General features: G+C 40.6%; 21 protein-coding genes and 1 tRNA gene. 11 read left to right on the top strand and 11 right to left on the bottom strand.

Annotation, left to right across the window (positions count from 1 at the left end):
- Nucleotides 1-293: 293 nt before the first annotated feature.
- The gene (adhE, locus tag AACX68_RS16605) at nt 294-2,939 is read left to right on the top strand and encodes a bifunctional acetaldehyde-CoA/alcohol dehydrogenase (RefSeq protein WP_228859869.1); all 2,646 of its coding nucleotides are present in this window, start codon (nt 294-296) and stop codon (nt 2,937-2,939) included.
- 103 nt (nt 2,940-3,042) lie between these two features.
- Here the strand turns inward: adhE and AACX68_RS16600 are convergent, their stop codons facing one another.
- Entirely contained in the window at nt 3,043-3,648 is a 606-nt protein-coding gene (locus AACX68_RS16600; protein ID WP_228859870.1) for a thymidine kinase, read from the bottom strand.
- A gap of 644 nt (nt 3,649-4,292) precedes the next feature.
- On the opposite strand from AACX68_RS16600, the gene hns reads away from it, so the two are divergent.
- Nucleotides 4,293-4,694, top strand: coding sequence for a histone-like nucleoid-structuring protein H-NS (gene hns / locus AACX68_RS16595; protein WP_099121490.1), 402 nt, complete (start codon nt 4,293-4,295; stop codon nt 4,692-4,694).
- 226 nt (nt 4,695-4,920) lie between these two features.
- Here the strand turns inward: hns and AACX68_RS16590 are convergent, their stop codons facing one another.
- The 3 genes from AACX68_RS16590 to galU are packed head-to-tail and all read right to left on the bottom strand — an operon-like array spanning nt 4,921 to nt 8,225.
- Nucleotides 4,921-5,931, bottom strand: a complete 1,011-nt coding sequence (locus AACX68_RS16590) for an NAD-dependent epimerase (RefSeq protein WP_228859868.1) — start codon at nt 5,929-5,931, stop codon at nt 4,921-4,923.
- Nucleotides 5,932-5,939: 8 nt separating this feature from the next.
- Nucleotides 5,940-7,283 (bottom strand): UDP-glucose dehydrogenase family protein, encoded by a 1,344-nt coding sequence (locus AACX68_RS16585; protein ID WP_228859867.1) that lies wholly within the window; start codon nt 7,281-7,283, stop codon nt 5,940-5,942.
- Nucleotides 7,284-7,307: 24 nt separating this feature from the next.
- Nucleotides 7,308-8,225, bottom strand: a complete 918-nt coding sequence (galU, locus tag AACX68_RS16580; RefSeq protein WP_099121493.1) for a UTP--glucose-1-phosphate uridylyltransferase GalU — start codon at nt 8,223-8,225, stop codon at nt 7,308-7,310.
- 456 nt (nt 8,226-8,681) lie between these two features.
- Here galU and AACX68_RS16575 point away from each other — a divergent pair, with 456 nt between their 5' ends.
- From AACX68_RS16575 to AACX68_RS16565, 3 genes are all read left to right on the top strand, one after another.
- Nucleotides 8,682-9,143 (top strand): YchJ family protein, encoded by a 462-nt coding sequence (locus tag AACX68_RS16575; RefSeq protein WP_228859866.1) that lies wholly within the window; start codon nt 8,682-8,684, stop codon nt 9,141-9,143.
- A 59-nt stretch (nt 9,144-9,202) separates the two neighbouring features.
- A complete protein-coding gene (purU, locus tag AACX68_RS16570; RefSeq protein WP_228859865.1) occupies nt 9,203-10,051 on the top strand; it encodes a formyltetrahydrofolate deformylase in 849 nt (282 codons plus the stop codon).
- A gap of 131 nt (nt 10,052-10,182) precedes the next feature.
- Nucleotides 10,183-10,267: transfer RNA gene (locus AACX68_RS16565), tRNA-Tyr, on the top strand.
- Between the two features lie 400 nt (nt 10,268-10,667).
- Here AACX68_RS16565 and AACX68_RS16560 read toward each other — a convergent pair.
- Nucleotides 10,668-11,531 carry a LysR family transcriptional regulator gene (locus AACX68_RS16560; RefSeq protein WP_099108094.1) on the bottom strand — a complete coding sequence of 288 codons (864 nt, stop codon included), beginning with the start codon at nt 11,529-11,531 and terminating at the stop codon, nt 10,668-10,670.
- A gap of 649 nt (nt 11,532-12,180) precedes the next feature.
- Between AACX68_RS16560 and xthA the strand changes: the two genes are divergently transcribed.
- Nucleotides 12,181-12,987 (top strand): exodeoxyribonuclease III, encoded by an 807-nt coding sequence (xthA, locus tag AACX68_RS16555; protein ID WP_228859864.1) that lies wholly within the window; start codon nt 12,181-12,183, stop codon nt 12,985-12,987.
- Between the two features lie 58 nt (nt 12,988-13,045).
- Here xthA and AACX68_RS16550 read toward each other — a convergent pair whose 3' ends face one another.
- Both AACX68_RS16550 and AACX68_RS16545 read right to left on the bottom strand, forming a co-directional pair.
- Complete coding sequence (locus tag AACX68_RS16550) at nt 13,046-14,974, bottom strand: DNA topoisomerase III (protein WP_228859863.1); 1,929 nt, start codon at nt 14,972-14,974, stop codon at nt 13,046-13,048.
- A 151-nt stretch (nt 14,975-15,125) separates the two neighbouring features.
- Entirely contained in the window at nt 15,126-15,677 is a 552-nt protein-coding gene (locus tag AACX68_RS16545; protein ID WP_228859862.1) for an NAD(P)H nitroreductase, read from the bottom strand.
- 167 nt (nt 15,678-15,844) lie between these two features.
- On the opposite strand from AACX68_RS16545, the gene sppA reads away from it, so the two are divergent.
- The 3 genes from sppA (at nt 15,845) to pncA (ending at nt 19,722) form a co-directional block, all read left to right on the top strand.
- Nucleotides 15,845-17,743 (top strand): signal peptide peptidase SppA, encoded by a 1,899-nt coding sequence (sppA, locus tag AACX68_RS16540; RefSeq protein ID WP_228859861.1) that lies wholly within the window; start codon nt 15,845-15,847, stop codon nt 17,741-17,743.
- 262 nt (nt 17,744-18,005) lie between these two features.
- Nucleotides 18,006-19,025 (top strand): asparaginase, encoded by a 1,020-nt coding sequence (gene ansA / locus AACX68_RS16535; RefSeq protein ID WP_228859860.1) that lies wholly within the window; start codon nt 18,006-18,008, stop codon nt 19,023-19,025.
- 61 nt (nt 19,026-19,086) lie between these two features.
- A complete protein-coding gene (pncA, locus tag AACX68_RS16530; protein WP_228859859.1) occupies nt 19,087-19,722 on the top strand; it encodes a bifunctional nicotinamidase/pyrazinamidase in 636 nt (211 codons plus the stop codon).
- Between the two features lie 125 nt (nt 19,723-19,847).
- On the opposite strand, the gene AACX68_RS16525 is transcribed toward pncA, so the two are convergent.
- The gene (locus AACX68_RS16525) at nt 19,848-20,129 is read right to left on the bottom strand and encodes a YeaC family protein (protein ID WP_228859858.1); all 282 of its coding nucleotides are present in this window, start codon (nt 20,127-20,129) and stop codon (nt 19,848-19,850) included.
- 121 nt (nt 20,130-20,250) lie between these two features.
- Nucleotides 20,251-20,658: a peptide-methionine (R)-S-oxide reductase MsrB gene (msrB, locus tag AACX68_RS16520; RefSeq protein WP_228859857.1), complete on the bottom strand. Its 408-nt coding sequence runs from the start codon at nt 20,656-20,658 to the stop codon at nt 20,251-20,253.
- Between the two features lie 341 nt (nt 20,659-20,999).
- On the opposite strand from msrB, the gene gapA reads away from it, so the two are divergent.
- Together gapA and AACX68_RS16510 are read left to right on the top strand one after the other, a co-directional pair.
- Complete coding sequence (gene gapA, locus AACX68_RS16515) at nt 21,000-21,995, top strand: glyceraldehyde-3-phosphate dehydrogenase (RefSeq protein ID WP_228859856.1); 996 nt, start codon at nt 21,000-21,002, stop codon at nt 21,993-21,995.
- 181 nt (nt 21,996-22,176) lie between these two features.
- Entirely contained in the window at nt 22,177-23,052 is an 876-nt protein-coding gene (locus AACX68_RS16510) for a D-hexose-6-phosphate mutarotase (protein ID WP_228859855.1), read from the top strand.
- A gap of 105 nt (nt 23,053-23,157) precedes the next feature.
- On the opposite strand, the gene dadX is transcribed toward AACX68_RS16510, so the two are convergent.
- Complete coding sequence (gene dadX / locus AACX68_RS16505) at nt 23,158-24,225, bottom strand: catabolic alanine racemase DadX (protein WP_228859854.1); 1,068 nt, start codon at nt 24,223-24,225, stop codon at nt 23,158-23,160.
- A gap of 21 nt (nt 24,226-24,246) precedes the next feature.
- Nucleotides 24,247-25,548, bottom strand: coding sequence for a D-amino acid dehydrogenase (locus AACX68_RS16500; protein ID WP_228859853.1), 1,302 nt, complete (start codon nt 25,546-25,548; stop codon nt 24,247-24,249).
- Between the last annotated feature and the right edge of the window lie 129 nt (nt 25,549-25,677).

Raw genomic sequence — 25,677 nt, 5'->3', positions numbered from 1 at the left:
TAATGGTTTTTTGATAATCATTATCAAAAAACTAGAAGCTGAATGGTATCAGCTTGCTGTTTTCATGATCTAAATCACTATTCAAAAACCCTCCGATGATAAGCTGTGTTCAAAAGTCATTCTCAGGAAAAATACATAAACCATTTTTAACAATATGAATTAATAAAGTTTTTTAAGGTAATTGGCAGTATTTATGCAAGTATGTTATGACGAATTTCACGACATGACTTTAAGTACAATAATTAAACAGTCAATTCCCTGAAAAAATTTAACTTTTATTAGGAGTAATTTTTATGGCTGTCACTCAGGTTGCTGAACTGAACGAATTAGTTGCTCGTGTGAAAAAAGCTCAACGAGAATTCGCCAACTTTTCACAGGAACAGGTTGATCAAATATTTCGTGCTGCTGCTCTTGCTGCTGCTGATGCCCGTATCCCGCTGGCGAAATTAGCTGTCTCTGAATCGGGAATGGGGGTTGTAGAAGATAAAGTAATCAAGAACCACTTTGCTTCTGAATACATTTATAACGCCTATAAAGATGATAAAACCTGTGGAATTTTATCTGAGGATGATACTTTTGGTACGATCACTATCGCGGAACCTGTCGGTATTATTTGTGGTATTGTTCCGACAACCAATCCAACTTCAACCGCTATCTTCAAGGCGCTTATCAGCCTGAAAACCCGTAACGGTATTATTTTTTCTCCACACCCACGAGCTAAAAATGCCACAAATAAAGCGGCAGAAATCGTTTTACAAGCGGCTGTCGCTGCTGGTGCACCAAAAGACATTATCGGCTGGATAGACGAACCGTCTGTTGAGCTCTCAAATGCGTTGATGCATCACCCTGATATTAATCTCATTCTGGCAACTGGCGGTCCCGGAATGGTAAAAGCCGCCTACAGCTCAGGTAAACCCGCTATCGGCGTTGGGGCAGGTAATACCCCTGTTGTGATTGATGAATCAGCAGACATCAAACGGGCAGTTGCATCAATTTTAATGTCCAAAACTTTCGATAACGGTGTGATATGTGCTTCTGAGCAATCTGTTATTGTGGTTGACAGCGTTTATAAACAAGTCCGTGAGCGCTTTTCCAGTCATGGAGGTTATATCCTACAAGGAAAAGAACTGAAGGCAGTTCAAAATATTATTTTGAAAAATGGCAGCCTGAATGCCGCAATTGTCGGTCAGCCAGCCGTCAAAATAGCAGAAATAGCAGGTATCAACGTTCCCGAAAATACAAAAATTCTTATTGGTGAAGTGACAATCGTGGATGAAAAAGAACCATTCGCCCATGAAAAACTATCACCTTTATTAGCCATGTATCGGGGAAAAAATTTTGAAGATGCCGTCGGAAAAGCAGAAAAATTAGTTGAAATGGGGGGGATTGGTCACACCTCTTCACTTTATATCGACCAAGACAATCAAGCTGCCCGTATTAAATATTTCGGCGATAAAATGAAAACGGCACGTATTTTAATTAATACTCCTTCATCTCAGGGCGGTATTGGTGACCTTTACAACTTTAAACTCTCCCCTTCCCTAACGCTCGGATGCGGCTCCTGGGGCGGAAACTCTATTTCAGAGAACGTTGGGCCAAAACATTTGATCAATACCAAAACTGTCGCGAAAAGAGCTGAAAATATGCTGTGGCATAAAATCCCTAAATCTATCTATTTCCGTCGTGGCTCATTACCAGTCGCTTTGGAAGAAGTGGCAACGGATGGTGCCAAACGAGCCTTTATCGTGACAGATTCTTTCTTATTTAATAATGGTTATGCCGAACAAGTCATCAGGGTCTTAAAATCTCATAATGTAGAAACAGAAGTATTTTTTGAAGTTGAAGCTGACCCCACTTTAAGTATTGTCCGAAAAGGTGCAGAGCAAATGCGTTTGTTCAAACCAGATATCATTATTGCTCTCGGTGGTGGCTCACCGATGGATGCAGCCAAAATTATGTGGGTAATGTATGAGCATCCTGAAACTCATTTTGAAGAATTGGCATTACGCTTTATGGATATTCGGAAACGTATCTATAAATTCCCGAAAATGGGTATAAAAGCAAAAATGGTGGCAATTACAACCACCTCGGGTACTGGCTCAGAAGTCACACCTTTTGCTGTTGTGACTGATGATATCACCGGCCAGAAATATCCATTGGCGGATTATGCACTGACACCAGATATGGCTATCGTCGATGCAAACCTTGTCATGAATATGCCCAAATCATTATGTGCTTTTGGTGGCTTAGATGCCGTCACCCATGCGCTGGAGGCTTATGTTTCTGTTTTAGCCAATGAATACTCTGATGGGCAGGCTTTACAGGCGCTAAAACTGCTGAAAGATTTTCTCCCTGCCAGCTACCAGCAGGGAGCTCAAAACCCTGTGGCTCGTGAACGAGTCCATAATGCTGCAACTATCGCCGGGATCGCTTTCGCCAATGCCTTTTTAGGTGTTTGTCATTCTATGGCCCATAAACTTGGTTCTGAATTCCATATTCCACACGGATTAGCAAACGCTCTGCTTATCTGTAATGTAATACGTTATAACGCCAATGATAATCCAACTAAACAAACTGCATTCAGTCAATATGACCGCCCTCAGGCAAGACGCCGTTACGCTGAAATTGCAGAACATTTAGGATTAAGTAAAACGGGTGACCGCACCGCTACTAAAATTGAAAAACTGCTGGCATGGTTAGAAGAATTAAAATCTCAACTTAATATTCCAGACTCAATCCGTGCGGCCGGAGTTCAGGAAAGTGATTTTCTGGCAAAAATTGATAAACTCGCAGAAGATTCCTTTGATGATCAATGTACCGGTGCGAACCCTCGTTACCCGCTAATTGCTGAGTTAAAACAATTGTTGCTGGATTCTTTCTATGGACGTAAATTCATAGAATCGCCCATATCACAGGAAGGCGCTAAAATTGAAAAATAATAAGAAATAATAAACTAATGTAATCTAAAAAGCATCAGAGTATATCTGATGCCTTTTTATTAATTCATTTTTCTAATTTAATCGTATTACCCATATAAGCGGACTATACCTGTTCAGATTTTTTGGCTTTAGCTTCATGAATGACATCATAATAGTGCCTGCGGCACACTGAGACATATTTTTCGTTACCGCCAATATCAACCTGTGCCCCATCATAAACAACATTCCCATCGCTGCCAAAACGCAGTACACGGCTTGCTTTTCTTCCACAATGGCAGATTGTTTTCAGTTCAACTAATTTATCCGCCCAGGCAAGAAGATATTGGCTGCCTTTAAATAATTCGCCCTGAAAATCTGTCCTTAATCCATAACAGAGAACAGGAATATCATCGTAATCAACAATTTCACAAAGCTGCTCAACATGTTCTTTTGTTAAAAACTGACACTCATCAATCAAAATACAATGAATCTTTTCTGCATCATTTTCACGTCTGATAAGCTCAGCAATATTAATGTCTGGTGAAAACAGTAAGGCATCCGCAGATAGCCCAATACGGGAACTTACCTTCCCTTTTCCAAATCGTGTATCTATTTCTGCTGTAAAAATCAACGTCCTCATTCCTCTTTCGTTATAGTTATAGGAAGACTGTAATAATGAAGTTGATTTTCCTGCATTCATAGCAGAATAATAAAAATAAAGCTGAGCCATTGGCCCGTCCGTCCTCTTGTCAAATTTAACCAAGCAATATATCCCCGCAAGTTTACCACAAACTCAACTCAAGGTTATCCTTTGTTATTGCTCAATATGGGATATGAAAGAAAAACGAAATGAACGTAAAAGAAATATTTTTATGATAGTCATCACATTTGTGCATATAAAATCAGCACGATAAGCACTTACTGCATGACAAATGAACAAAATTAATATCAGAAGTAAATATCGATTTTATATTCCACAATTTGCATATTAATAATCAAAACGGTTTACTTTTACTCGATCCATATCGCTATAATCATAACCAATCGATTACCCATAAAAAAAATTTCATCTCACACTTGAAAACCAATTTATTTTCAGATGAATAGTTAGCATATCTTCAGATTGACTATAAATTAGTTTTATATGTCTAAGTTAATCCTTGAGCCGCTTTGAGTAATCTACGTCTGACCGTTATCGAGAAATGATAAATCCAATAGTAGAATTAAAACACAATATATCGATTATCAAAAAAATTGCATTTTAAAAATGGATCTTTTAGCCTTAGAAAGTAAATTCACTATTGCAGAAAATAAAATAGCATTCTATTATTATCCATACATCAGCCATCATCATTATAATTTGAGACCAGGACAATGAGCGAAAATTTAAAATCCCTAAATAACATCCGTACTTTGCGCGCACAAGCAAGAGAATGTGAACTTGCTACTTTAGAAGAAATGTTGGAAAAACTGACGATTGTTGTTGAAGAACGTCGTGATGAAGAAAGCCAGGCTCGTGCTCAAATAGAAGAGCGCACACGTAAACTTCAAGAATACCGTGAAATGCTGGAAAAAGACGGTATTGAATTAAGCGATTTAGTAGACGCTTTAAGTGGTAAAGCTTCTGGTAAATCTAAGCGTGCTACTCGCCCAGCTAAATATTCATATATTGACGAAGGCGAAACTAAAACCTGGACCGGCCAAGGCCGTACCCCAGCAGTAATCAAAAAAGCAATTGAAGAAGAAGGCAAAAATCTGGAAGATTTTCTGATCTAATCAGTTACTTTGTCGTCTAATAACAAAAATACCCTATGAAGGGTATTTTTGTTTTATGGTTAATAAACCTGACTAAGTTAATTACGGGCTGATGTACGAACACATCCGATTATATGCTCCTTTGCATTCTCGGTGTGAAAAAAACAATTTAACATTAACTTAGTTTTTTATTAACATAGAATTAAAAAAGGAGCTAATAGCTCCTTTTCTTATTATTAAACTAATGTTAAGACATCTGATAAAAATTCAGATACCAATCAACAAATTGTTTCACACCCTCTCTTACTGGTGTATTAGGAGAAAAACCAATTTTCTCGTACAGCGCACTGGAATCCGCACAAGTAGACAGCACATCGCCGTCCTGAATTTCCATAAAGTTTTTCGCTGCTTTTATCCCTAATGAAGCTTCAATAGCTTCAATAAAATCACCCAATTTTGTTGGCTGGCCATTGCCAATATTATAAATACGATATGGCGCTGAGCTAGCAGAGACTTGACCAGTTTCAACTGACCAATCTTTATTAGGTTCGGGAATAATAGCCTGTAATCTGATTATAGACTCGACGATATCATCAATATATGTGAAATCCCTTACCATATCTCCATGATTATAAACATCAATAGACCGCCCCTCTAACATCGCTTTAGTAAACTTAAATAAAGCCATATCAGGACGTCCCCACGGACCATATACCGTAAAGAATCGTAAACCTGTGGTTGGTAATTTATAAAGATGTGAATAACTGTGAGACATTAATTCATCAGCTTTTTTGGTCGCTGCGTATAAAGAGACCGGATGATCAACCGAATCATCAGTAGAAAATGGTTGTTTTTTATTTAACCCATATACTGAGCTTGAAGATGCATATAATAAATGCTCAACATTGTTGTGACGACACCCTTCAAGAATATTCATATGACCAACAATATTGGCATCAATATATGCCATTGGGTTCTGTATTGAATAACGAACACCCGGTTGAGCCCCTAAATGGATAACTCTCTGAAATTGGTGCTTAGTAAACAATTCAGCGATCCCGGCTCTATCAGCTAAATCTAGTTTTTCAAATTTAAAGCCGGGATGAGGGAGTAATAAATTTAATCTTGCCTGCTTCAAATTAACATCATAATAATCATTGATGTTATCAATGCCGACAACTTCATATCCCATATTCAATAACCGCTGGCTTACATGAAAACCAATAAAACCAGCGGAACCTGTTACTAAAAATTTCATATCACAACTCAAATAACTGGATTGATAGAGTCACCACGGCCAATGCCATAATATGTGAACCCTCTGGCTTGCAAACGTTCCGGATCATAAAGATTACGCCCATCAAAAATAACCGGAGTATTAAGCGAGTCTTTTATAAGATCAAAATCAGGTGCTCTAAAGTTTTGCCACTCTGTGCAAATAATAAGAGCATCAGCGCCTTTTAAGGCCGCTTCTTTTGTTCCCATCAGGGCAAGATCATCACGCTGCCCATAAATACGCTGAGTTTCCTGCATTGCTTCCGGATCATAAGCCTGTATTTTAGCACCACTTTCCCATAAGGCTTCCATCAATACCCGGCTTGATGCTTCTCGCATATCATCGGTATTAGGTTTAAATGAGAGTCCCCATATGGCAAATGTTTTACCCGATAAATCGGACCCAAAATGATGTTTAACGAAAGAAGGTAGTTTTCTTTTTTGTTTTTCGTTAACCAACTCAACTGCCTGTAAAATCTTTGGTGTATAACCAATCTGCTCTGAAGTACGAATTAGTGCTTGGACATCTTTTGGAAAACATGAACCACCGTATCCACAACCGGGATAAATAAAGTGATATCCAATACGTGAATCAGAACCAATCCCCTGACGTACATGTTCAATATCAGCGCCCAGCATTTCTGCCAGATTAGCAATTTCATTCATAAAGCTAATTTTGGTAGCTAGCATGCAATTAGCTGCATATTTTGTCAGCTCTGCACTGCGAATATCCATAACTATCATGCGGTCATGGTTACGATTGAACGGCTCATACAGTTCTCTCATAACTTCAACCACACCATCGTCATCACAGCCAATGATAATACGCTCAGGACGCATGCAATCAGCAACTGCAGCTCCCTCTTTCAAAAACTCAGGATTGGATACGACATGATAGGGAATACTCACCCCACGTTTAGCCAAAACTGCCTGCATCACAGCTTTGACTTTATCCGCGGTACCTACAGGGACAGTTGATTTATCAACCACCACTTTATGGCCATCCATATTTTCTGCGATGGTACGGGCTACGGCAGTGACATATTGCAGATCTGCTGAGCCATCTTCATCAGGAGGTGTTCCGACAGCGATAAACTGTAATTTGCCATGTGCTACACCAGCTTTGGCATCTGTCGTAAAACTCAGACGCCCTTGTGCATAGTTTTTCTTAACCAGAGGTTCCAACCCCGGCTCAAAAATAGGGATCTGCCCATTTTTCAGGTTTTCAACTTTTTTTGCATCAACATCAACACAAAGTACGTCGTGCCCTACCTCAGCAAACACAGTTGCCTGGACTAAGCCAACGTAGCCAATACCAAATACAGTTACTTTCATCTCACATCCTAAATTACCAATAGATTATTTTTCAATCTGATTCTGCAAAGTCATAATCCAGTCTTTAAATGATTCTCCCAATTGCTTATGCTTCATTCCATATTCAACAAACGCCTGCATATAACCCAGTTTATTACCACAATCATGGCTACGGCCTTTTAAGTGATATGCTTCAACCGGCTCTTTTTCCATCAGCATAGCAATAGCATCAGTAAGCTGGATTTCATCCCCTGCACCTGGCGCAGTTTTTGCTAATAGTGGCCAGATTTTTTCAGATAGTACGTAACGACCTACAATGGAAAGATTCGATGGTGCCTCTTCAGGTTTAGGTTTTTCAACAACACGGGCAATCGGCTTACTGTCACCAGGTTGTAAATTTTCCCCAAAACAGTCAACAATACCATAGTCAGAAACGCTTTCATAAGGAACTGGCTCAACTAGTATCTGACTCGCACCATTCTCGTTAAAACGTGACAACATTTCGCTCAGGTTGTATTTAGATAAATCTGTGCTGTACTCATCCAAAATAACATCAGGCAGAATAACGGCAAACGGTTCATCTCCAATCAGTGGCTTAGCGCATAACACTGCATGCCCCAACCCTTTTGCAATCCCCTGACGGGTTTGCATGATTGTCACATGGCTCGGACAAATAGACTGAACTTCATCCAATAGCTGGCGTTTAACCCTTCTTTCCAGAATTGCTTCCAGTTCAAAACTGGTATCAAAATGATTTTCTATCGAGTTTTTGGATGAGTGTGTAACCAGAATAATCTCGTTAATTCCTGCTTTAATACATTCATTAACAACGTATTGAATCAGCGGCTTATCAACCAGAGGCAGCATTTCTTTAGGAATAGCCTTGGTAGCTGGTAACATCCTAGTTCCCAAGCCAGCAACTGGAATCACAGCTTTATTCACTTTGTTATTTGTGACTGACATTACATTGTCTCCTATGGCTATTTGTTGCGAAAAACTCCTTTTTGCAGTTTAAACAATAGCACCAATTCTTAAAAAAAATGTATGTATCAAAAATTGAATATGTGAAAAGAATCACATACTCAAAAATAGCGCGCAAGAGTATATCAGCTAACTTAACCAGATATACAGTTAATGGAAGTTTAATTATATTTTTTATATGACAATGAATAACATTACCGTAGCAAATATACATATAAGATACATATATCTAACAAGTATCCGTTCTATTATAGCGAAAGTGGGCATAAGAGATGCCTCGGCAATATAGACAGCTATGGTTAGTTGCACTCTGGGCAAACATTGCGACTAAGCTCTGTATTCAGGTATTATCAGATAGATTATTGCTAGTTATATTCCTACACACCCTTACAGTATTGTTCACATAAACAACAACCTTTTTAATTCACCGGAGTGATTTTGACAAAAATATGCCCCTGCGGTAGCAGCTTATCTCTCGCACACTGCTGCGGCCCCTATCTTGATAATCATCGACCTGCCCCAAATGCTGAATCTCTGATGCGTTCCAGATATAGCGCTTATGTAACAAAAAATATTGATTACCTTATTGCAACCTGGCATCCCGACTGTAAAGCCGAAACCTGGCGTTCAGAAATAGAACAAAGCTTTGTTGGTGTCGAATGGCTGGGATTGAATGTGATCAGCGCAGATAAAGGTCTACATAATAACGAAGCCTATGTCGAATTTTCAGCTTGCTTTATTGAACAGGCAAAGCAAGATAGACAACTGATACATGAGCGCTCCCGTTTTTTGCGCATTGAACAACATTGGTTCTATATTGATGGTATTCGTCCTCAAACTGGACGCAATGACTCATGCCCATGTGGTTCAGGAAAAAAATATAAAAAGTGCTGTAGTTAAAACTATAAATTTCAAACAAAATCATTCACACAGTAAAAAAATTTGAGGTTACATTATTCATGCAAAACGCAATCATACAAAAAAAAATCTTGCGTACAATTTGTCCTGATTCCAAAGGATTAATCGCGAAAATCACCAATATTTGTTATAAGCATCAATTAAATATTGTTCAGAATAGTGAATTTGTTGACCATCTAACTGGCCGTTTTTTCATGCGTACAGAACTGGAAGGTATCTTCAATGATGAAACATTTCTGACTGACCTAGATGATGCCCTTCCTACCGGCTCTAGCCGTGAATTAAATACAGCAGGCCGACGCCGTATTGTTATCATGGTAACAAAAGAAGCTCACTGTATTGGTGATATATTAGTAAAAAGCGCTTACGAAGGTTTGGATGTGGAAATAGCCGCAGTTATCGGTAACCACACCACTCTGCAATCATTAGTTGAGCAATTCGGTATTCCATTCCATCATATCAGTCATGAAGGTTTTAGCCGGGAACAACATGACGAAGCTCTAATGGCTCAGATTGATCAATATAATCCCGATTATGTTGTACTTGCTAAGTATATGCGCGTTTTAACACCGGCATTTGTTCAGCATTACCCGAATCAAATTATTAATATCCATCACTCATTCTTGCCTGCATTCATTGGAGCCCGCCCTTATCATCAAGCCTATGAACGTGGAGTTAAAATCATTGGCGCTACTGCACATTACGTCAATGATAATCTGGATGAAGGCCCTATCATCACTCAGGATGTAATTAATGTGGATCACGGTTATACGGCTGAAGACATGATGCGGGCAGGACGAGATGTTGAGAAAAATGTGCTGAGTAAAGCACTACACTCTGTTCTTTCCCAGCGAGTATTTGTCTATGGCAATCGCACTGTGATCTTATAATGGAGTGAAATTTGCCCTCAGGGATTAAATAACCAGCACTTGATACCTAATTTTTAAATATTTACTTTACAGCGGCGGTTCATTTGATATGATGCCGTCCGCTGACAAAAACAGCGTACAATTCAAAATTTGGTGGGGTTCCCGAGCGGCCAAAGGGAGCAGACTGTAAATCTGCCGTCACAGACTTCGAAGGTTCGAATCCTTCCCCCACCACCATCCAGATAATCCGTTTATTAGCTATCACATTACTCAAGTAAAATTACTTCCTACTTCAATGAAGAGCAATTTTCACGAGTTTCGTTAGGGAATATATTGAAATTATTCGGCTATATTCAGATAAGCGCAATGAAATCACGATATGTGCGGCATTCTGAGTTGCGAGATAAAAAAATGTAAGGTGAGTATAAATCGTAGTAGCGCGTCATCCTTCCCCCACCATATTCAAAATTATATTCCATTATTTGCATTTACTGTCAAAGCTAACAGATATATTGCTTGGGGGAAGAACCATCTAATTTACTCAATGAGTAAATGAATATTGTAAAATTGGCGTGCTCACAGAACACCAATAGCGGAGCTCTGGAGGATCTGCAATTCGCTCCGCTTATGCAATCGGTTACTCCATATCACTAACAGAATCGATAAAACGATTCAACACGCTTGAGTGTGATTTAGATTTATAGACGTAACACTGATTCACTGCATCAGCTCGTGAAATTGGAATAAAACCCAAACTTTTTCCTTCCTCTAATGCACCAGAACGGGCATCTGTAATAAAAATATAATCTTTAGACTGAATAAAATTAAGACAACACTCCATATTGTCCATTTGTCTTATATTAGCCTTTTCTCCATTTTTCTGCATATCCTCTTCTAAATTCTTTATAAAATCACTTTTATAGAGAACTGGATCGCATAACCATGTTTTATTTTTCAATAGCTGAGTTAAATCACCATTGGATTCGTCAATTAATTCCTGACGACAACAAACGCCTAAATTCTGGCCTTCAATTTTTCGCACCAGACTGAATCTATCACTGAGGATTTTTTCAGAACTTAGGATTATGGTATTTCCCTCATAATCAACTATTTCATCAATGTTATCATAACTGAATCGTAATATATTAACTTGAGCATTATTTCTATCTGCAGCTTTATACAGCGAAATCAGATGCCTATCTTTCCCCCAATCATAGTAGATATTAACACTATTACAAATAGTCCCACTAAAGTGTTTCTTTGTAATTTCTTTTTCTTTCAAATAAAGTTCTTTTAAGTCATTATATAGCTCCGCTCCGTCTTTAGTCAGTATCATCCCAAACTTCTCCCTTTTAAATAAGCGCTTTCCTAACGTCGCCTCAAAGTCTTTAATTGATTTAGCGACTGGGGGAGTCGTACGGTTCATCACTCTTGCCGCTTTGCTTAAAGAACCCATTTCCACCACCGCCATGAATGCTTCTAATTTACGAGAAAAAAACATAATTCACCGTTCCTATGTAACTTGTGGCTAAAATAATATCCTTGAAATGGCCTTCTCATCAGGTAACCGCTAAATCAAACTTGATATTGTGAAGGTATAATTTTGTACAATAAAAATAGCTATTTTTCAAATGGCATTTATATGAAATGCCAGCCCCTGATGCAAAAATGCGGTTCAGATGAACTATATTATTCACCTGTATCATGATGAATATTCCATCGTGAATGTAAGCCATTAATAAATATAAACATGGCCTACAGGTTCAATTTTCTATCAGAGATTGATTAACTGTTCTACTTTTTCATTAATTATTTTTTGTAACGCGTGACATAGAATAAATTTCAAGAATGAAAAATCTCACCTAAAAACATAATATCGAATGTGAATATAACAGAGCATTACTAATTAAATAAGCATTTATTTATTAAATCTCCACTTATTAATCATATGCTTTTCTATTATTTAACATGATTACATTCTTTAAATTTGAATAATAAGCGAATTATATTCAATATCACATTACATATATGAGTAAAATAGTGAAACATCTAGATAATCTGCCTAAAATTATTATTTAATAAATCGTTACATTCTTATTTATATCTGATAAGATTGAAAAGAAAAACATTATTTAGGTGATTATAACGATATGAAATTTGTATCATTCAATATTAATGGACTGCGGGCGCGTCCTCACCAACTTGCTGCGATTGTTGAACAACATCAACCTGATGTTATCGGATTACAGGAAACAAAAGTTCATGATGAAATGTTTCCTTTAGAAGAAGTCAGTCAACTTGGCTATCATATCTTCTATCACGGTCAAAAATCTCATTATGGAGTTGCCCTACTGACTCGCCAACAGCCAACAGCTGTCAGGAAAGGTTTTCCAACTGACGATGATGATGCTCAACGCCGCATTATCATGGCAGATATCGAAACTCCTTCCGGCTTACTGACTGTGATTAACGGTTATTTTCCACAAGGTGAAAGTCGTAATCATGAAGTAAAATTCCCTGCGAAAGAAAAATTTTATCAGGATCTGCAAACCTATCTGGAAACAAATCAATCTCCGGGATCCAATATTCTCATTATGGGTGATATGAATATCAGCCCGACTGACCTAGATATTGGAATAGGAGAGAATAATCAGAAACGTTGGTTAAAAACCGGAAAATGTTCTTTCCTGCCTGAAGAAAGAGAATGGATGAAACGCCTAAAAAACTGGGGGCTGGTTGATACATTCCGGGCTCATCATCCGGAAATCAGTGACCAATTTTCGTGGTTCGATTACCGCTCTAAAGGGTTTAACGATAATCGTGGACTTCGCATTGACTTGTTGCTTGCAAGCCAGCCATTAGCAGAAAAATGCCTCTCTGCTGGTATTGATTATGATATCCGCGCCATGGAAAAACCTTCCGATCACGCACCAGTCTGGGCTGAGTTTAAGATTTAAAATAAAATACAGCATCGTACAATTTCGGTGCTGTATTCTTCTCTCTTTATTTATTAAATCATTCAGCTTTATTTGTCTGCTTGGTTTTAGCTTGCTTACCTTTACTTTTTTTCCCTTTCACAGGAGCGGGAGGCAGGTCCCTGAAGGCTTTCAAATTTCTATACTGCTTTGCCTGCCAAATCAATTGTTGCAATGTTTCATGAAGAGGCGACATAAAATCCTGATAACGGAATTGCTTCTCACTGATTTGAGTCAGTTTGGATTCCCAATGCGCGGTCATATCAGGCAAGACAGCCATATCAGGTAAAACATGGATTAACGCACGGCCTGCTGGTGTTGCATGAATATATCGTCCCTTTTTATACAGAAATTCCCGCTTGAACAATAATTCAATAATTCCGGCTCTTGTTGCTTCCGTCCCCAAACCATCTGTTGCCCGTAAAACTTTTTTCAGCGCTTTATCCTGAACAAATCTAGCGATACCGGTCATAGCAGATAATAAAGTGGCATCAGTGAAATGACGTGGTGGCTGAGTCTGCCTTTCCACGACTTCTCCTTTCTCGCATAACAGTTCATCACCTTTAGCAACAATCGGCAGAGGAGTACCCTCATTCTCCTCATCACGCTCTTTGTTACCTAATAAAGTTCGCCAGCCAGCCTCTGCCAGAAAGCGAGCCTTGGCAATGAATTTTCCACCAGCAATATCCAGTTCAATTGTGCATTTCCGGAATATAGCATCCGGGAAAAACTGCATCAGATACTGTCTGGCTACCAATCCATAAATATGCTGCTCATTTTCTGTCAACTTAACCTGACTGCTTCGCGCTGTGGGAATAATTGCATGATGTGCATCAACTTTTTTATCATCCCAGCAACGATTCTTTTTTTCCGTATCAAGCGCATCCTGAGGCAACAAATGGCTGGCATGTACCGAAATAGCGTTTAAAACAGCCTGACGACCCGCAAAGTGTTCTTCTGGTAGGTAACGACAGTCTGAACGCGGGTATGTAATCAATTTATGGGTTTCATACAACCGCTGACAAATATCCAGCACATCCTGAGCACTCAGACCAAAACGCCTGGCTGCTTCGATCTGTAATGAAGAAAGAGAAAATGGCAAAGGCGCTGTTTCTGATTCCCGTTTATCCTGATAGGCAGTAACATAGGCAGGCTGCCCCATAATACGCATTACGACATGTTCTGCTAAAGGCCGGTGAATAACCCGCCCTTCTTCATCCTGAAAATCAATACAGGACTCACTGGGCTGCCATACAGCGGTGAACCGCTCTTCTTTCGGGGTAATAATATGAGCTTTAACCTCAAAGAAATCCTTTGGTATAAAATGTTCTATTTCTTCATCACGACGAACAACCAAGCCCAGTACAGGAGTCTGCACTCGGCCAACCGATAACACGCCCTGATAACCCGCATTCCGGCCCAATAAGGTATAAGCCCGGGTCATATTAATCCCATAAAGCCAATCAGCTCTTGCTCTGGCTAGCGCTGAAACACACAGGGGGATAAATTCGCGGTTACTCCTCAGGCGCTCAACGGCTTTAAGTACTGCCTGAGGATTTAAATCGTTAATCAGACAACGTTGAACGTTCTGCTTTTTATTGTCTTCCAGCTGCAAAAAATCCAGCACTTCATCCACCAGCAACTGCCCTTCTCGATCCGGGTCTCCGGCATGAACAATTTCATCAGCCCTTGCCAAAAGAGATTTAATCGTATTGAGCTGTTTAGCAACCGCTTCTCGTGGTTTTAACTGCCATTTTTCAGGAATAATTGGCAAATCAGCCAAGACCCAGCGCGCATAACGGCTATCGTATACATCTGGCTCAGCTTGTTCTAACAAATGACCTACACACCAGGTAACAACCTGACTATCACCACACTCAATAAACCCATCTCCCCGACGATGAGGTTTCGGTAAAATATCGGCAATAGCACGTGCGAGGCTAGGTTTTTCAGCAATAAAAAGACGCATGGAATTTGTAACAACTTCAATCAATGCCCTGTCTGAGTGTGGTTAATTCAGTTCACCTAGGCAATAAATTAATGGGATAAGTTGATGTAGTGGTGTTTATCCTATCCACCACATCAGGTAATGATATATCTAGTAACTCTAACAGTAATTTTTAGAAATAACTGACAAAATCAGTTAAATCTGGTGAAGAGACTTTCATTGGTGATTTAAGTTCTGGTGTACCCAGATAGAGGAACCCAACAATTTTGTCGTGTTCTTCACATCCCAGTCCGGCTCTGACTGTTGAGTCTTCTGTCCAAGAACCAGAACGCCATATTCCACCAAACCCTTGAGCCACGGCTGCCATTTGCATGGCATGTACTGCACAGCCTGCTGCTACAACTTGTTCCCATTCTGGCACTTTTACATGCTCAACTACTTTAGCAATAACAGTGATAATCATCGGTGCACGATAAGGGGCATTTTTTGCTTTTTCTGCCACATCTTCACCCATTTCACCATTAATTGCTGCCTGTTCGAGCAATTTGCTGAATTTATCAATTCCTTCCCCTTGCATGACAATAAAGTGCCAGGGACGTAATGCTCCATGGTCTGGTGCTCTCATCCCGGCAGCAAGGATATTCTGCAATTCATCCCCCGCAGGGACCGGAGTAGTTAAACGTGAAACAGAACGACGATTCAATAAGAGTTCCAAGGCTTTCATAGTTTCCTCCTGAATAAGATAATCTATCACGACCGGACATTCTCTGTTTATTCGTTACCGAATGAAAGTGTAAATATTATTTTTTCAATCAATTTCGTGATTTCTGGCTGACATTTATCAGTTAGCTGATTAGGATAATCTTATTTGATCTCATCATCGGAGATAGTATGCATACTTTGTGGAAGCTTATAGCAGGGCTACTTAAATGGAGTTGGAAACTGCTAAATTTCGCTCGCCAATTTATTTCCAATCTATTGTTTATTTTATTTATTGTATTAGTTGCCACTGGCGTTCTTATTTATAAAGAACAGTTTCCCGCAGATGATAGTGATTATGGTGGAGCATTGTACGTCAATTTATCTGGTACTATCGTTGATCGGGTATCTGCCCGCAATCCGCTGGATCAACTGGGCTGGGATCTTGTCTATCCTTCCAGCGGGCGCATTCAACAAACTTCGCTATTTGATATTGTTGATAGTATTCGACGGGCAAAAAATGACACCAAAATTACCGGTATGGTGTTGAAACTGGATGATTTTGCAGGAGCTGATCAGGCATCGATGCTTTATATCGGCAAAGTCATCAACGAATTTAAAAGCTCAGGTAAATCCGTTACAGCTATCGGGCAGAGCTACAGCCAGCCACAATACTATTTAGCCAGCTATGCTGACAAAATACTCCTTACCCCTCAAGGCGGTGTCTCTCTTAAAGGTTATTCAAATAATCATTTGTTCTATAAGTCATTATTAGAAAACCTGAAAATTTCTACCCATATTTTCCGTGTCGGTACATATAAATCAGCCGTAGAGCCAATGATGCGGAATGATATGTCGGATGCTGCCCGCGCAGCAGATTCCCTCTGGCTGAATGAACTGTGGAATAATTACCGACAGGATATTGCCGCCAATAGAAAAATCCCAATCAGTCAGGTACTTCCTGAACCTTCAGTATTTATTGAAAAACTCCGTAAAGCAGGTGGTAATAGTGCTCTCTATGCCCTCCAGAATGGTCTGGTAGATAGAATCGCGCCTCTGAATGTCATTGAACAAAAGCTGGAAAAGAAATTCGGCTGGGATAAGAAAAATCAGCATTTCAACTACATCACTATCAATGATTATATTGCTAAAAAACCCATCGAAGATGCTTATCAGAACGATGGTAATATTGCAGTAATTGTGGTTGAAGGGGAAATCATGGATGGCAAACAATCCGGCAGTATAGCTGGCAGTGATACCATCGCAGAACAACTACGCCAAGCACGCCTGAACCCTAATATTAAAGCCATTATCTTGCGAGTAAACAGCCCCGGCGGCAGTATCAGTGCATCTGAACTTATCCGCAGTGAACTGGTGGCCATTCGGGAAGGTACTGATGTAAATGGTAAAAAGATCAATCAAAAGCCGATTGTTGTTTCCATGGGAGGGCTTGCTGCATCAGGCGGTTACTGGGTATCCACACCGGCTAACTATATTATCGCCTCCCCGAATACTTTAACTGGCTCAATTGGTGTTTTTGGCGCTATCACTACTTTTGAAAAAAGCCTTGATTATCTTGGCGTAAATACAGATGGTGTTTCAACTTATCCACTGGCTGACATTTCTACAACAAAAGGGATAAATCCTCTGTTTTCTGAAGTCATACAAATGTCGATTGAAAACGGCTATAGCCAGTTTATCGGGCTGGTAGCAAATTCTCGCCACAAAACAACCGCTGAGATTGAAAAAATCGCTGAAGGCCGTGTCTGGAGTGGTAGTGATGCTAAAAAGAATGGTCTGGTTGATCAGTTAGGCGATTTCGATGACGCCGTTAAGAAAGCCGCTGAACTGGCGGGCCTTAAAACAGTGTCGCTAAGCTGGATGCAGCCTGAACTTTCATTTACTGAAAAATTAATGCTGGAATTTTCTTCATCAGCACAGGCAATTATGCCAAATACTTTACAGTCAATGTTGCCAGCTCCATTTGCTCAGGCAGCACAGGATATGAAAAAGCAGGCGGTATTTTATAACCGCATGAATGATCCACAAAATATTTATGCTTATTGCCTGAACTGTAGCGATATCCGCTGAGAATTCATCACCATAACGTGATAATCACAATTAAATATAAAGCCTGATTGCCATACACAATGGATTTCAAGATGCGTCGCGGCGACAAGGAAGTTCATCCCCGGGAGCATAGATAACTATGCGACTGGGGTGAACGAGCGTAGCCAACAAAGAGGCAACTTGAAAGACGAAGTGTATATATACCAATATCAGGCTTTTTTTATTCCTTATACTCCCTATAATCGGCAGAGAATTTTTAAACTACCGTTACTGGGTTACGACCATGCAGAAGAAATCTATCTATGTTGTTTATACGGGTGGAACCATTGGGATGCAGCATTCCCCCAATGGTTATATTCCCGTTTCCGGTCATTTACAGCGGCAGCTGACAAAAATGCCCGAGTTTCACCGCCCAGAAATGCCAACATTCACTATCCGTGAGCATCATCCCCTTATTGATTCTTCTGATATGAGTCCAGATGATTGGGGAATTATTGCCAGTGATATTTATCAGAATTACCATGATTACGATGGTTTTGTGATCCTGCATGGTACAGATACCATGGCTTTTACCTCCTCAGCCCTCTCTTTCATGTTTGAAAATCTTAACAAGCCCGTTATCGTGACAGGTTCACAGATTCCGTTGGAAGCACTGCGTTCAGATGGTCAGACAAATTTGCTCAATGCCCTGTATCTGGCAGCCAACTATCCCGTCAATGAAGTCAGCCTGTTTTTCAACAACAAATTGTATCGAGGGAACAGAACTGTCAAAGCCCATGCTGACGGTTTTGATGCCTTCTCTTCTCCAAATTATCCTCCGCTTATCGAAGCGGGTATCAATATCCGGACATTTAATACCGCTCCACTGCCCGTTGGTCATGGAGATTTTGTCGTACATCAAATCAGGTCACAGCCAATTGGCGTCGTCACTATCTATCCGGGATTGTCCAGCCAGGTAGTTGAAAATATCCTGATGCAGCCTGTCAAGGCATTGATTTTGCGTTCTTATGGTGTCGGCAATGCTCCTCAACGCCCTGATTTATTAAGAATATTAAAAGAAGCGACTGAAAGAGGAATCATTGTAATCAACTTAACACAATGTATTTCCGGAAGGGTCAATATGGAAGGTTATGCTAACGGCCATGCACTGGCTGCATCAGGTGTGATCAGCGGCTACGATATGACATTTGAAGCAACCCTGACAAAACTTCACTACCTGCTAAGCCAGAACTATGCAACCGAAGAAATTCGTTCCCTGATGCAGCAAAATCTACGCGGAGAATTGAGTTATTCCGACAAATAATAAGCATATTCAAAATATTAACGGGCCGACTATAAGACGAAAGTATGAATTGAGGAATGGAATGAAAACCGCACTATTACTTATCGATCTACAAAATGACTTCTGTACAGGTGGCGCACTGGCGGTAAAAGAGAGCGAAGAAGTTATCACCGTAGCAAATGAAGCTATTCAATTGTGTCAGCAGTACAATGTCAGCATCATTGCAAGTCAGGACTGGCATCCGTCTAATCATATGAGTTTTGCAGTGAATTCAGGCCAGCCAGTTGGTGAGTTAGGCGTACTAAACGGTATCCCTCAGATATGGTGGCCTGTACATTGTGTACAGGGGCAATCTGGTGCAGATTTCCATCCAGCCTTAAACCAAACTGCTATCCGGGAGATTTTCCGTAAAGGTGAGAATCCACAGATAGACAGTTACAGTGCATTTTTCGATAACGATCGTAAAAACGCAACCCGATTACATGGCTGGCTATCAGAGCAACATATCAATCGCCTGCTTATTCTTGGTATCGCTACCGATTACTGCGTAAAATTCACCGTATTAGATGCCTTAGAACACGGGTATGAAACTTACGTCATTACAGAAGGCTGCCGGGGGGTTAATATTCATGCGGATGACAGCCAGCAGGCTATCGAGGAAATGGCAGCTAAAGGTGCCAAATTTACTTCATTAGCGGAGATAGCTGCACTTTTTTAACGTGCCGAGCATAAAAGTATTTTTAAACCGCTGACCACTATAACTACATATCCGAAATCAGATTAGCCTCGTTCTTTACACTCAATCAATAGGTGAGAACGAGGCTACCGATTTAATCTACTGGTTCATGCTTCTGATTGCGGCTTCAACCTGGCAACCATCTCTGACTGAAACATCGCCTTCAGTTCTTGTTTACTCTTTACGGCAATTTGACCATCGGTGCCAATCGTCATATGTTCCGGATCATGATTATGTCTGGCTTGCCAAAGCATTACCATTTGCAGGCTATGCTCTTTTTGCTCTGGTGTTAATGGAACACCATCCTGCCATTTCCCTAATTCGACAGCCTGAACTAGTCGCTGGTAAATCTCAGGTGTCATGGCAGAAAGTAAATCGTCTACATTCATCGGTATTTCCTTAAGGCTATTATTTCCTTAAAACTATCATACTAACATCACTGGCTGAATCGATTCTATATCACTTACCAATTCGCATCATATTTGGTCAAAAATGTCGCTACTCATCATATTAACCGGCGGTTTCTTCTCCTGAATCTTCATCAATGAAGCGCAAAGCAGCCGAATTAATGCAAAAACGCTCTCCTGTAGGTTTAGGGCCATCAGGAAAAACATGTCCCAAATGTGCCTGACAATGGCTGCAACGCACCTCGATCCGATGCATACCATAAGAATAATCATCAATATAATTAATGGATTTGTCATTAATCGGCCGATAAAAACTTGGCCACCCACATCCGGAATCAAATTTTGTGTCGGAAATAAAGAGTGGCTGAGAACAGCACAGGCAATGATAAATACCACTTTTTTTGTTGTGCAACAGTTTTCCTGAAAATGGTGGCTCTGTGCCTGCTTCTTGCGTCACATAACGCTGCATTTCACTGAGCTGCTCAAGAGGAGAAGAGATATCTTTAGCCATGGTAACCACCTTTTAAGGCCAGTATTTTCAACAAAAGGTACCGAAAACAACAAAAAGCAAATATTAAACTGTTAAATCGCATTTTAACCCATTCAACATGATGATTTACTTTACTAATTGTGATAAATCTCACATATCTCATTAATGGTAACTTTAAATATCTCCTTATACCCCGATAATGGTGAGCGTAAAGATTGTTACAGTTGTATAACGGATATCCAGATAGTGGTTTTTAAATTGATCTTTTTCAATTGTTGACACGATTCCGCTTGACGACTGGCAAGATTTTGGTAACTTTAGAAACAACTTTTAATTCACTAAAAAATAGCTGGTGGAATACTATGACTATCAAAGTAGGTATTAACGGTTTTGGTCGTATTGGCCGTATTGTTTTCCGTGCTGCACAAGAGCGTTCTGACGTTGAAATCGTTGCAATCAATGACCTGTTAGATGCAGATTACATGGCTTACATGCTGAAATACGATTCAACCCATGGCCGCTTCAAAGGTACAGTTGAAGTTAAAGACGGTCATCTGGTTGTTAACGGCAAAACCATCCGCGTTACATCTGAAAGAGACCCAGCTAACCTGAAATGGAACGAGGTAGGTGTTGATGTTGTTGCTGAAGCAACCGGCATTTTCCTGACCGATGAAACTGCGCGTAAACACATCGCTGCCGGCGCGAAAAAAGTTGTCCTGACTGGTCCTTCAAAAGACGATACCCCAATGTTCGTTATGGGTGTTAACCACAGCGCTTACGCAGGTCAGGACATCGTTTCTAACGCATCCTGTACAACTAACTGCCTTGCTCCACTGGCTAAAGTTATCAATGATAAATTTGGCATCGTTGAAGGTTTGATGACAACTGTTCACGCAACAACAGCTACTCAGAAAACTGTTGACGGCCCTTCTGCAAAAGACTGGCGTGGTGGCCGTGGTGCGGCACAAAACATCATCCCATCTTCTACCGGTGCTGCAAAAGCAGTAGGTAAAGTTATTCCTGAACTGAACGGCAAACTGACTGGTATGTCTTTCCGTGTGCCTACTCCTAACGTTTCTGTTGTTGACCTGACTGCACGTCTGGAAAAACCAGCAACTTATAAAGAAATCTGTGAAGCAATCAAAGAAGCTGCTGAAGGCGAACTGAAAGGCATTCTGGGTTACACCGAAGATGACGTTGTATCCACCGATTTCAACGGCGAAAAACTGACTTCTGTCTTCGACGCAAAAGCAGGTATCGCTCTGAACGATAATTTTGTAAAACTGGTTTCTTGGTATGACAACGAAACAGGTTACTCAAACAAAGTTCTGGATCTGGTCGCACACATTTCTAAATAATTGAACCTATCTACCTTATAAATTTCAGGTTGTAGAAAACAGAATCTCAACCTGAAAGATAACGGGTATAATCATTGTTCAATGAGCCACCTTTTACGGTGGCTTTTATTTTACCACTCTCTCACAATAGGCTATTCTTGCCTCATTAACCATCAATACAAGTTTATATAAGGTCATGATGATGCTTGATAAAATTTTCTCTTTGCCAATTGTAAAGCAGATATCTCCTCATATCAGTCAACGGGATATTGATGGATTTCCATTAATTGTGATTAATCACCCGAAAGTCCGCAGCGCAATCAGTATTCAGGGTGCGCACCTTATGGCGTGGCAACCCAGTGGTGAAAAACCAGTATTATGGTTAAGCAATAATACAAAATTCCGTGCAGGAACAGCCATACGTGGAGGTATCCCTATCTGTTGGCCGTGGTTTGGGCCTCAGGACACGCCGAGTCACGGGTTCGCCCGAATTTTGCCATGGGAATTCAAAGGGCATCATGAACATGAAAATGGTGTTATTTTGATGTTCACACTACAAAACAGCGAATATACCAAACAATTATGGCCACATGAGTTTACACTTATTGCCCGCTTTAAATTAGGTGAAACCTGTGAAATAGAGCTGGAATCCTACGGAGATTATCAAACCACATGCGCACTGCACTCTTACTTTAATATCAGCGACATAGAGAAAATTCAGGTCAGTGGATTAGGCAGTCACTTTATCGATTCGATAACAAACAAAAAACAGCAATCGACCAGCGAAAAACTAATTTTTCAGGGGCGAACCGATCGGATTTACACCGAGCCAGAAGATTTCAATCTAATTAGTGATAAACACTGGAAGCGTACTATCGAGATTCATCACTACCACCACAGTGATATCGTTTGCTGGAATCCCGGAGCAGAATTATCAGGCAGCATGCAAGATATGGAAAACGAAGGCTATAAAACTATGGTCTGTGTTGAAACTGCTCGTATCAGTAGCCCCTTGCATTCCAAAAACGGGAACCCCGGCAAGCTATCTGTCGTCCTTCGTTGTCGCCAGACAAGCTGAACCTAAGTGATTGGTCAGAATTAAAATAAGGATGAACAGGCATTGATTCAAATTGCATGCAAGCGGTACGAAAAAATGCCTGAGAAAATAATAAATCCCTTATCATTAATCAACAACCACCGGAACACGTCTGGCTAAAGCGCACAACAGTTCATAACCTATCGTTCCTGCAAACTCTGCGACTTCATCCACCGGTAATTTTTTTCCCCATAGTTCAACAGAGCTACCGATTGTGGCTTCTGGGCATGGTGTCAGATCTACCGTCATCATATCCATTGATATCGCTCCCAACACACGGGTGCGGATACCATCAACAACAACAGGTGTTCCTGTTGATGCATGACGAGGATAGCCATCAGCATAACCACATGCAACAGTACCCACTCGGGTTGGAGACTGTGTGGTATAGCGGCCGCCGTAACCAATTTTTACCCCTTTAGCCAGCTCATGGACCGCAATAATTTCACTTTTCAGACTCATCGCAGGTCTCAACCCCGAATCTGCAATATCACGCCACTTTCCGCTGGGAGATGCCCCGTATAAAATGATTCCCGGCCTGACCCAATCGCGATGCGTTTGCGGGTGCCATAGAATTGCACCAGAATTAGCCAAGCAATGCGAAAGATCGTCCATTCTGAGCTCTTTAACCACTGTAAATTGCTCATTAACGCCCATTTCATTATCAGAATTCGCAAAATGGGTCATTAAAGTGACTGATCTGATATTCTGTATCCCATTTGCCATTGATACTATCTGTGGATATTCATCGGGAGTGAAACCCAGACGGTTCATGCCACTGTTAAGTTTTAAATAGATATCTACAGGTTTATCGAATTCTGCCTCTTCTATTGCCTGAAGCTGCCAGCGACTATGTACTGTCGTTGTCAGACTATATTTATTGATTATCTGCAAATCTTCGGCTTTGAAGAAACCTTCCAACAACAGGATAGGCCCTTGCCACCCCTGTTCTCTCAAATAAATAGCTTCATTCATATCAAGCAGAGCAAAACCATCCGTCTGCGTGAGTGATTGCCATATTCTGTCCAATCCGTGCCCATATGCATTCGCTTTCACTACCGACCAAATTTTACTGTGACCAACCTTCTGACGGATCGTTGCCAGGTTATGGCGGAATGCATCAAGGTGGATCGTCGCCAAAATAGGACGTGGCATGCTGACCCCTTCTAATTTACTTTACGCAGTATGTAAGCGATGCTTCGCCCGAAGTACTTTGGTATTAAACCCATCGGTATATCTGAATACAGAAAGATCATCCGCAGCAATATCAGGTTTTTTGCCTGAGATTAAGTCAGATAACAGCTTTCCTGAACCACAGGCCATCGTCCAACCTAATGTGCCATGTCCGGTATTCAGATAAAGATTAGCGTATTTAGTCGGGCCAACAATAGGTGTGCCATCCGGTGTCATCGGACGTAACCCAGCCCAGAATGAAGCTTCAGCAATATTGCCACCGTCGTGGTAAAGATCATCAACGACCATTTTTAGTGTTTCACAACGGCTTTTTAGTACGTCCAAGTTAAAACCGACGACTTCTGCCATACCACCAACCCGGATACGATTATCGAAACGTGTAATAGCAATCTTATAAGTTTCATCCAGTATCGTTGAAGTCGGTGAGCGAGTTTCATCCATGACCGGCATTGTCAGCGAATAACCTTTCATAGGGTAAACCGGAATTGTGACAAGACCTCTCAATAATTCGGTGGAATAAGCCCCCATCGCTATCACATACTGATCCGCGGTTATAACACCATCATCACACTGAATACCGCTAACCTTATCGCCATCCATCAGAATTTGTTTAACCTGCCTGTTAAATATAAATCTGACACCTGCTTTTTCTGCCATTTTGGCTAATTCTTTGGTAAAAATCTGGCAATCACCGGTTTCATCATTGGGAAGTTGCAATCCCCCTGTCAATTTATGAGAAGAATGAACAAGAGCCGGCTCTACTGACGCTAATTGTTCCGCCGTCAATAATCGATAAGGAACGCCCTCCTGCTCCAGTACCGCAATATCCTTGGCTGCACTATCAAACTGCTTAGCAGTTCTGAACAATTGTAATGTTCCACCAAGACGCTCCTCATACCGAATACCTGTATCCGCTCTCAACTGTTTAATACAGTCACGACTATATTCAGCCAGACGCACCATTCTGCTTTTATTCATCGCATAATGGTCAGCATCGCAATTGCGCAGCATTTGCCACATCCAGCGCAACTGAAATAATGAACCATCAGGGCGAATGGCTAGCGGAGCATGGCGCTGGAACAGCCATTTGAACGCTTTTAACGGAATACCCGGAGCACCCCAGGGAGTTGAATACCCGGGTGAAATTTGCCCGGCATTACCTGCACTCGTTTCTTCGGCAGCACTCTGCTGACGATCTACGACGATCACTTCATGACCTTCCTGAGCCAGATACCAGGCGCTGGTGACGCCAATAACACCACTGCCTAAAATAAGGACTTTCATTCTGCCACCTGCTGATAAGAAATATACGAAGACAAGCATAATATGCTAAATAGAAAAATCCAACACAGAATAATAGACCATGAAATGATTAATTGAATTTTAGGATTTAAATCACAATTTCATTACGAA

The sequence above is a fragment of the Xenorhabdus sp. PB61.4 genome (assembly GCF_963894935.1).
In the GTDB taxonomy this organism is placed as follows: Bacteria; Pseudomonadota; Gammaproteobacteria; order Enterobacterales; family Enterobacteriaceae; genus Xenorhabdus; species Xenorhabdus stockiae.
Note: the sequence above shows the minus strand (reverse complement) of the source record. Positions and strands in the feature narration are given on the sequence as shown.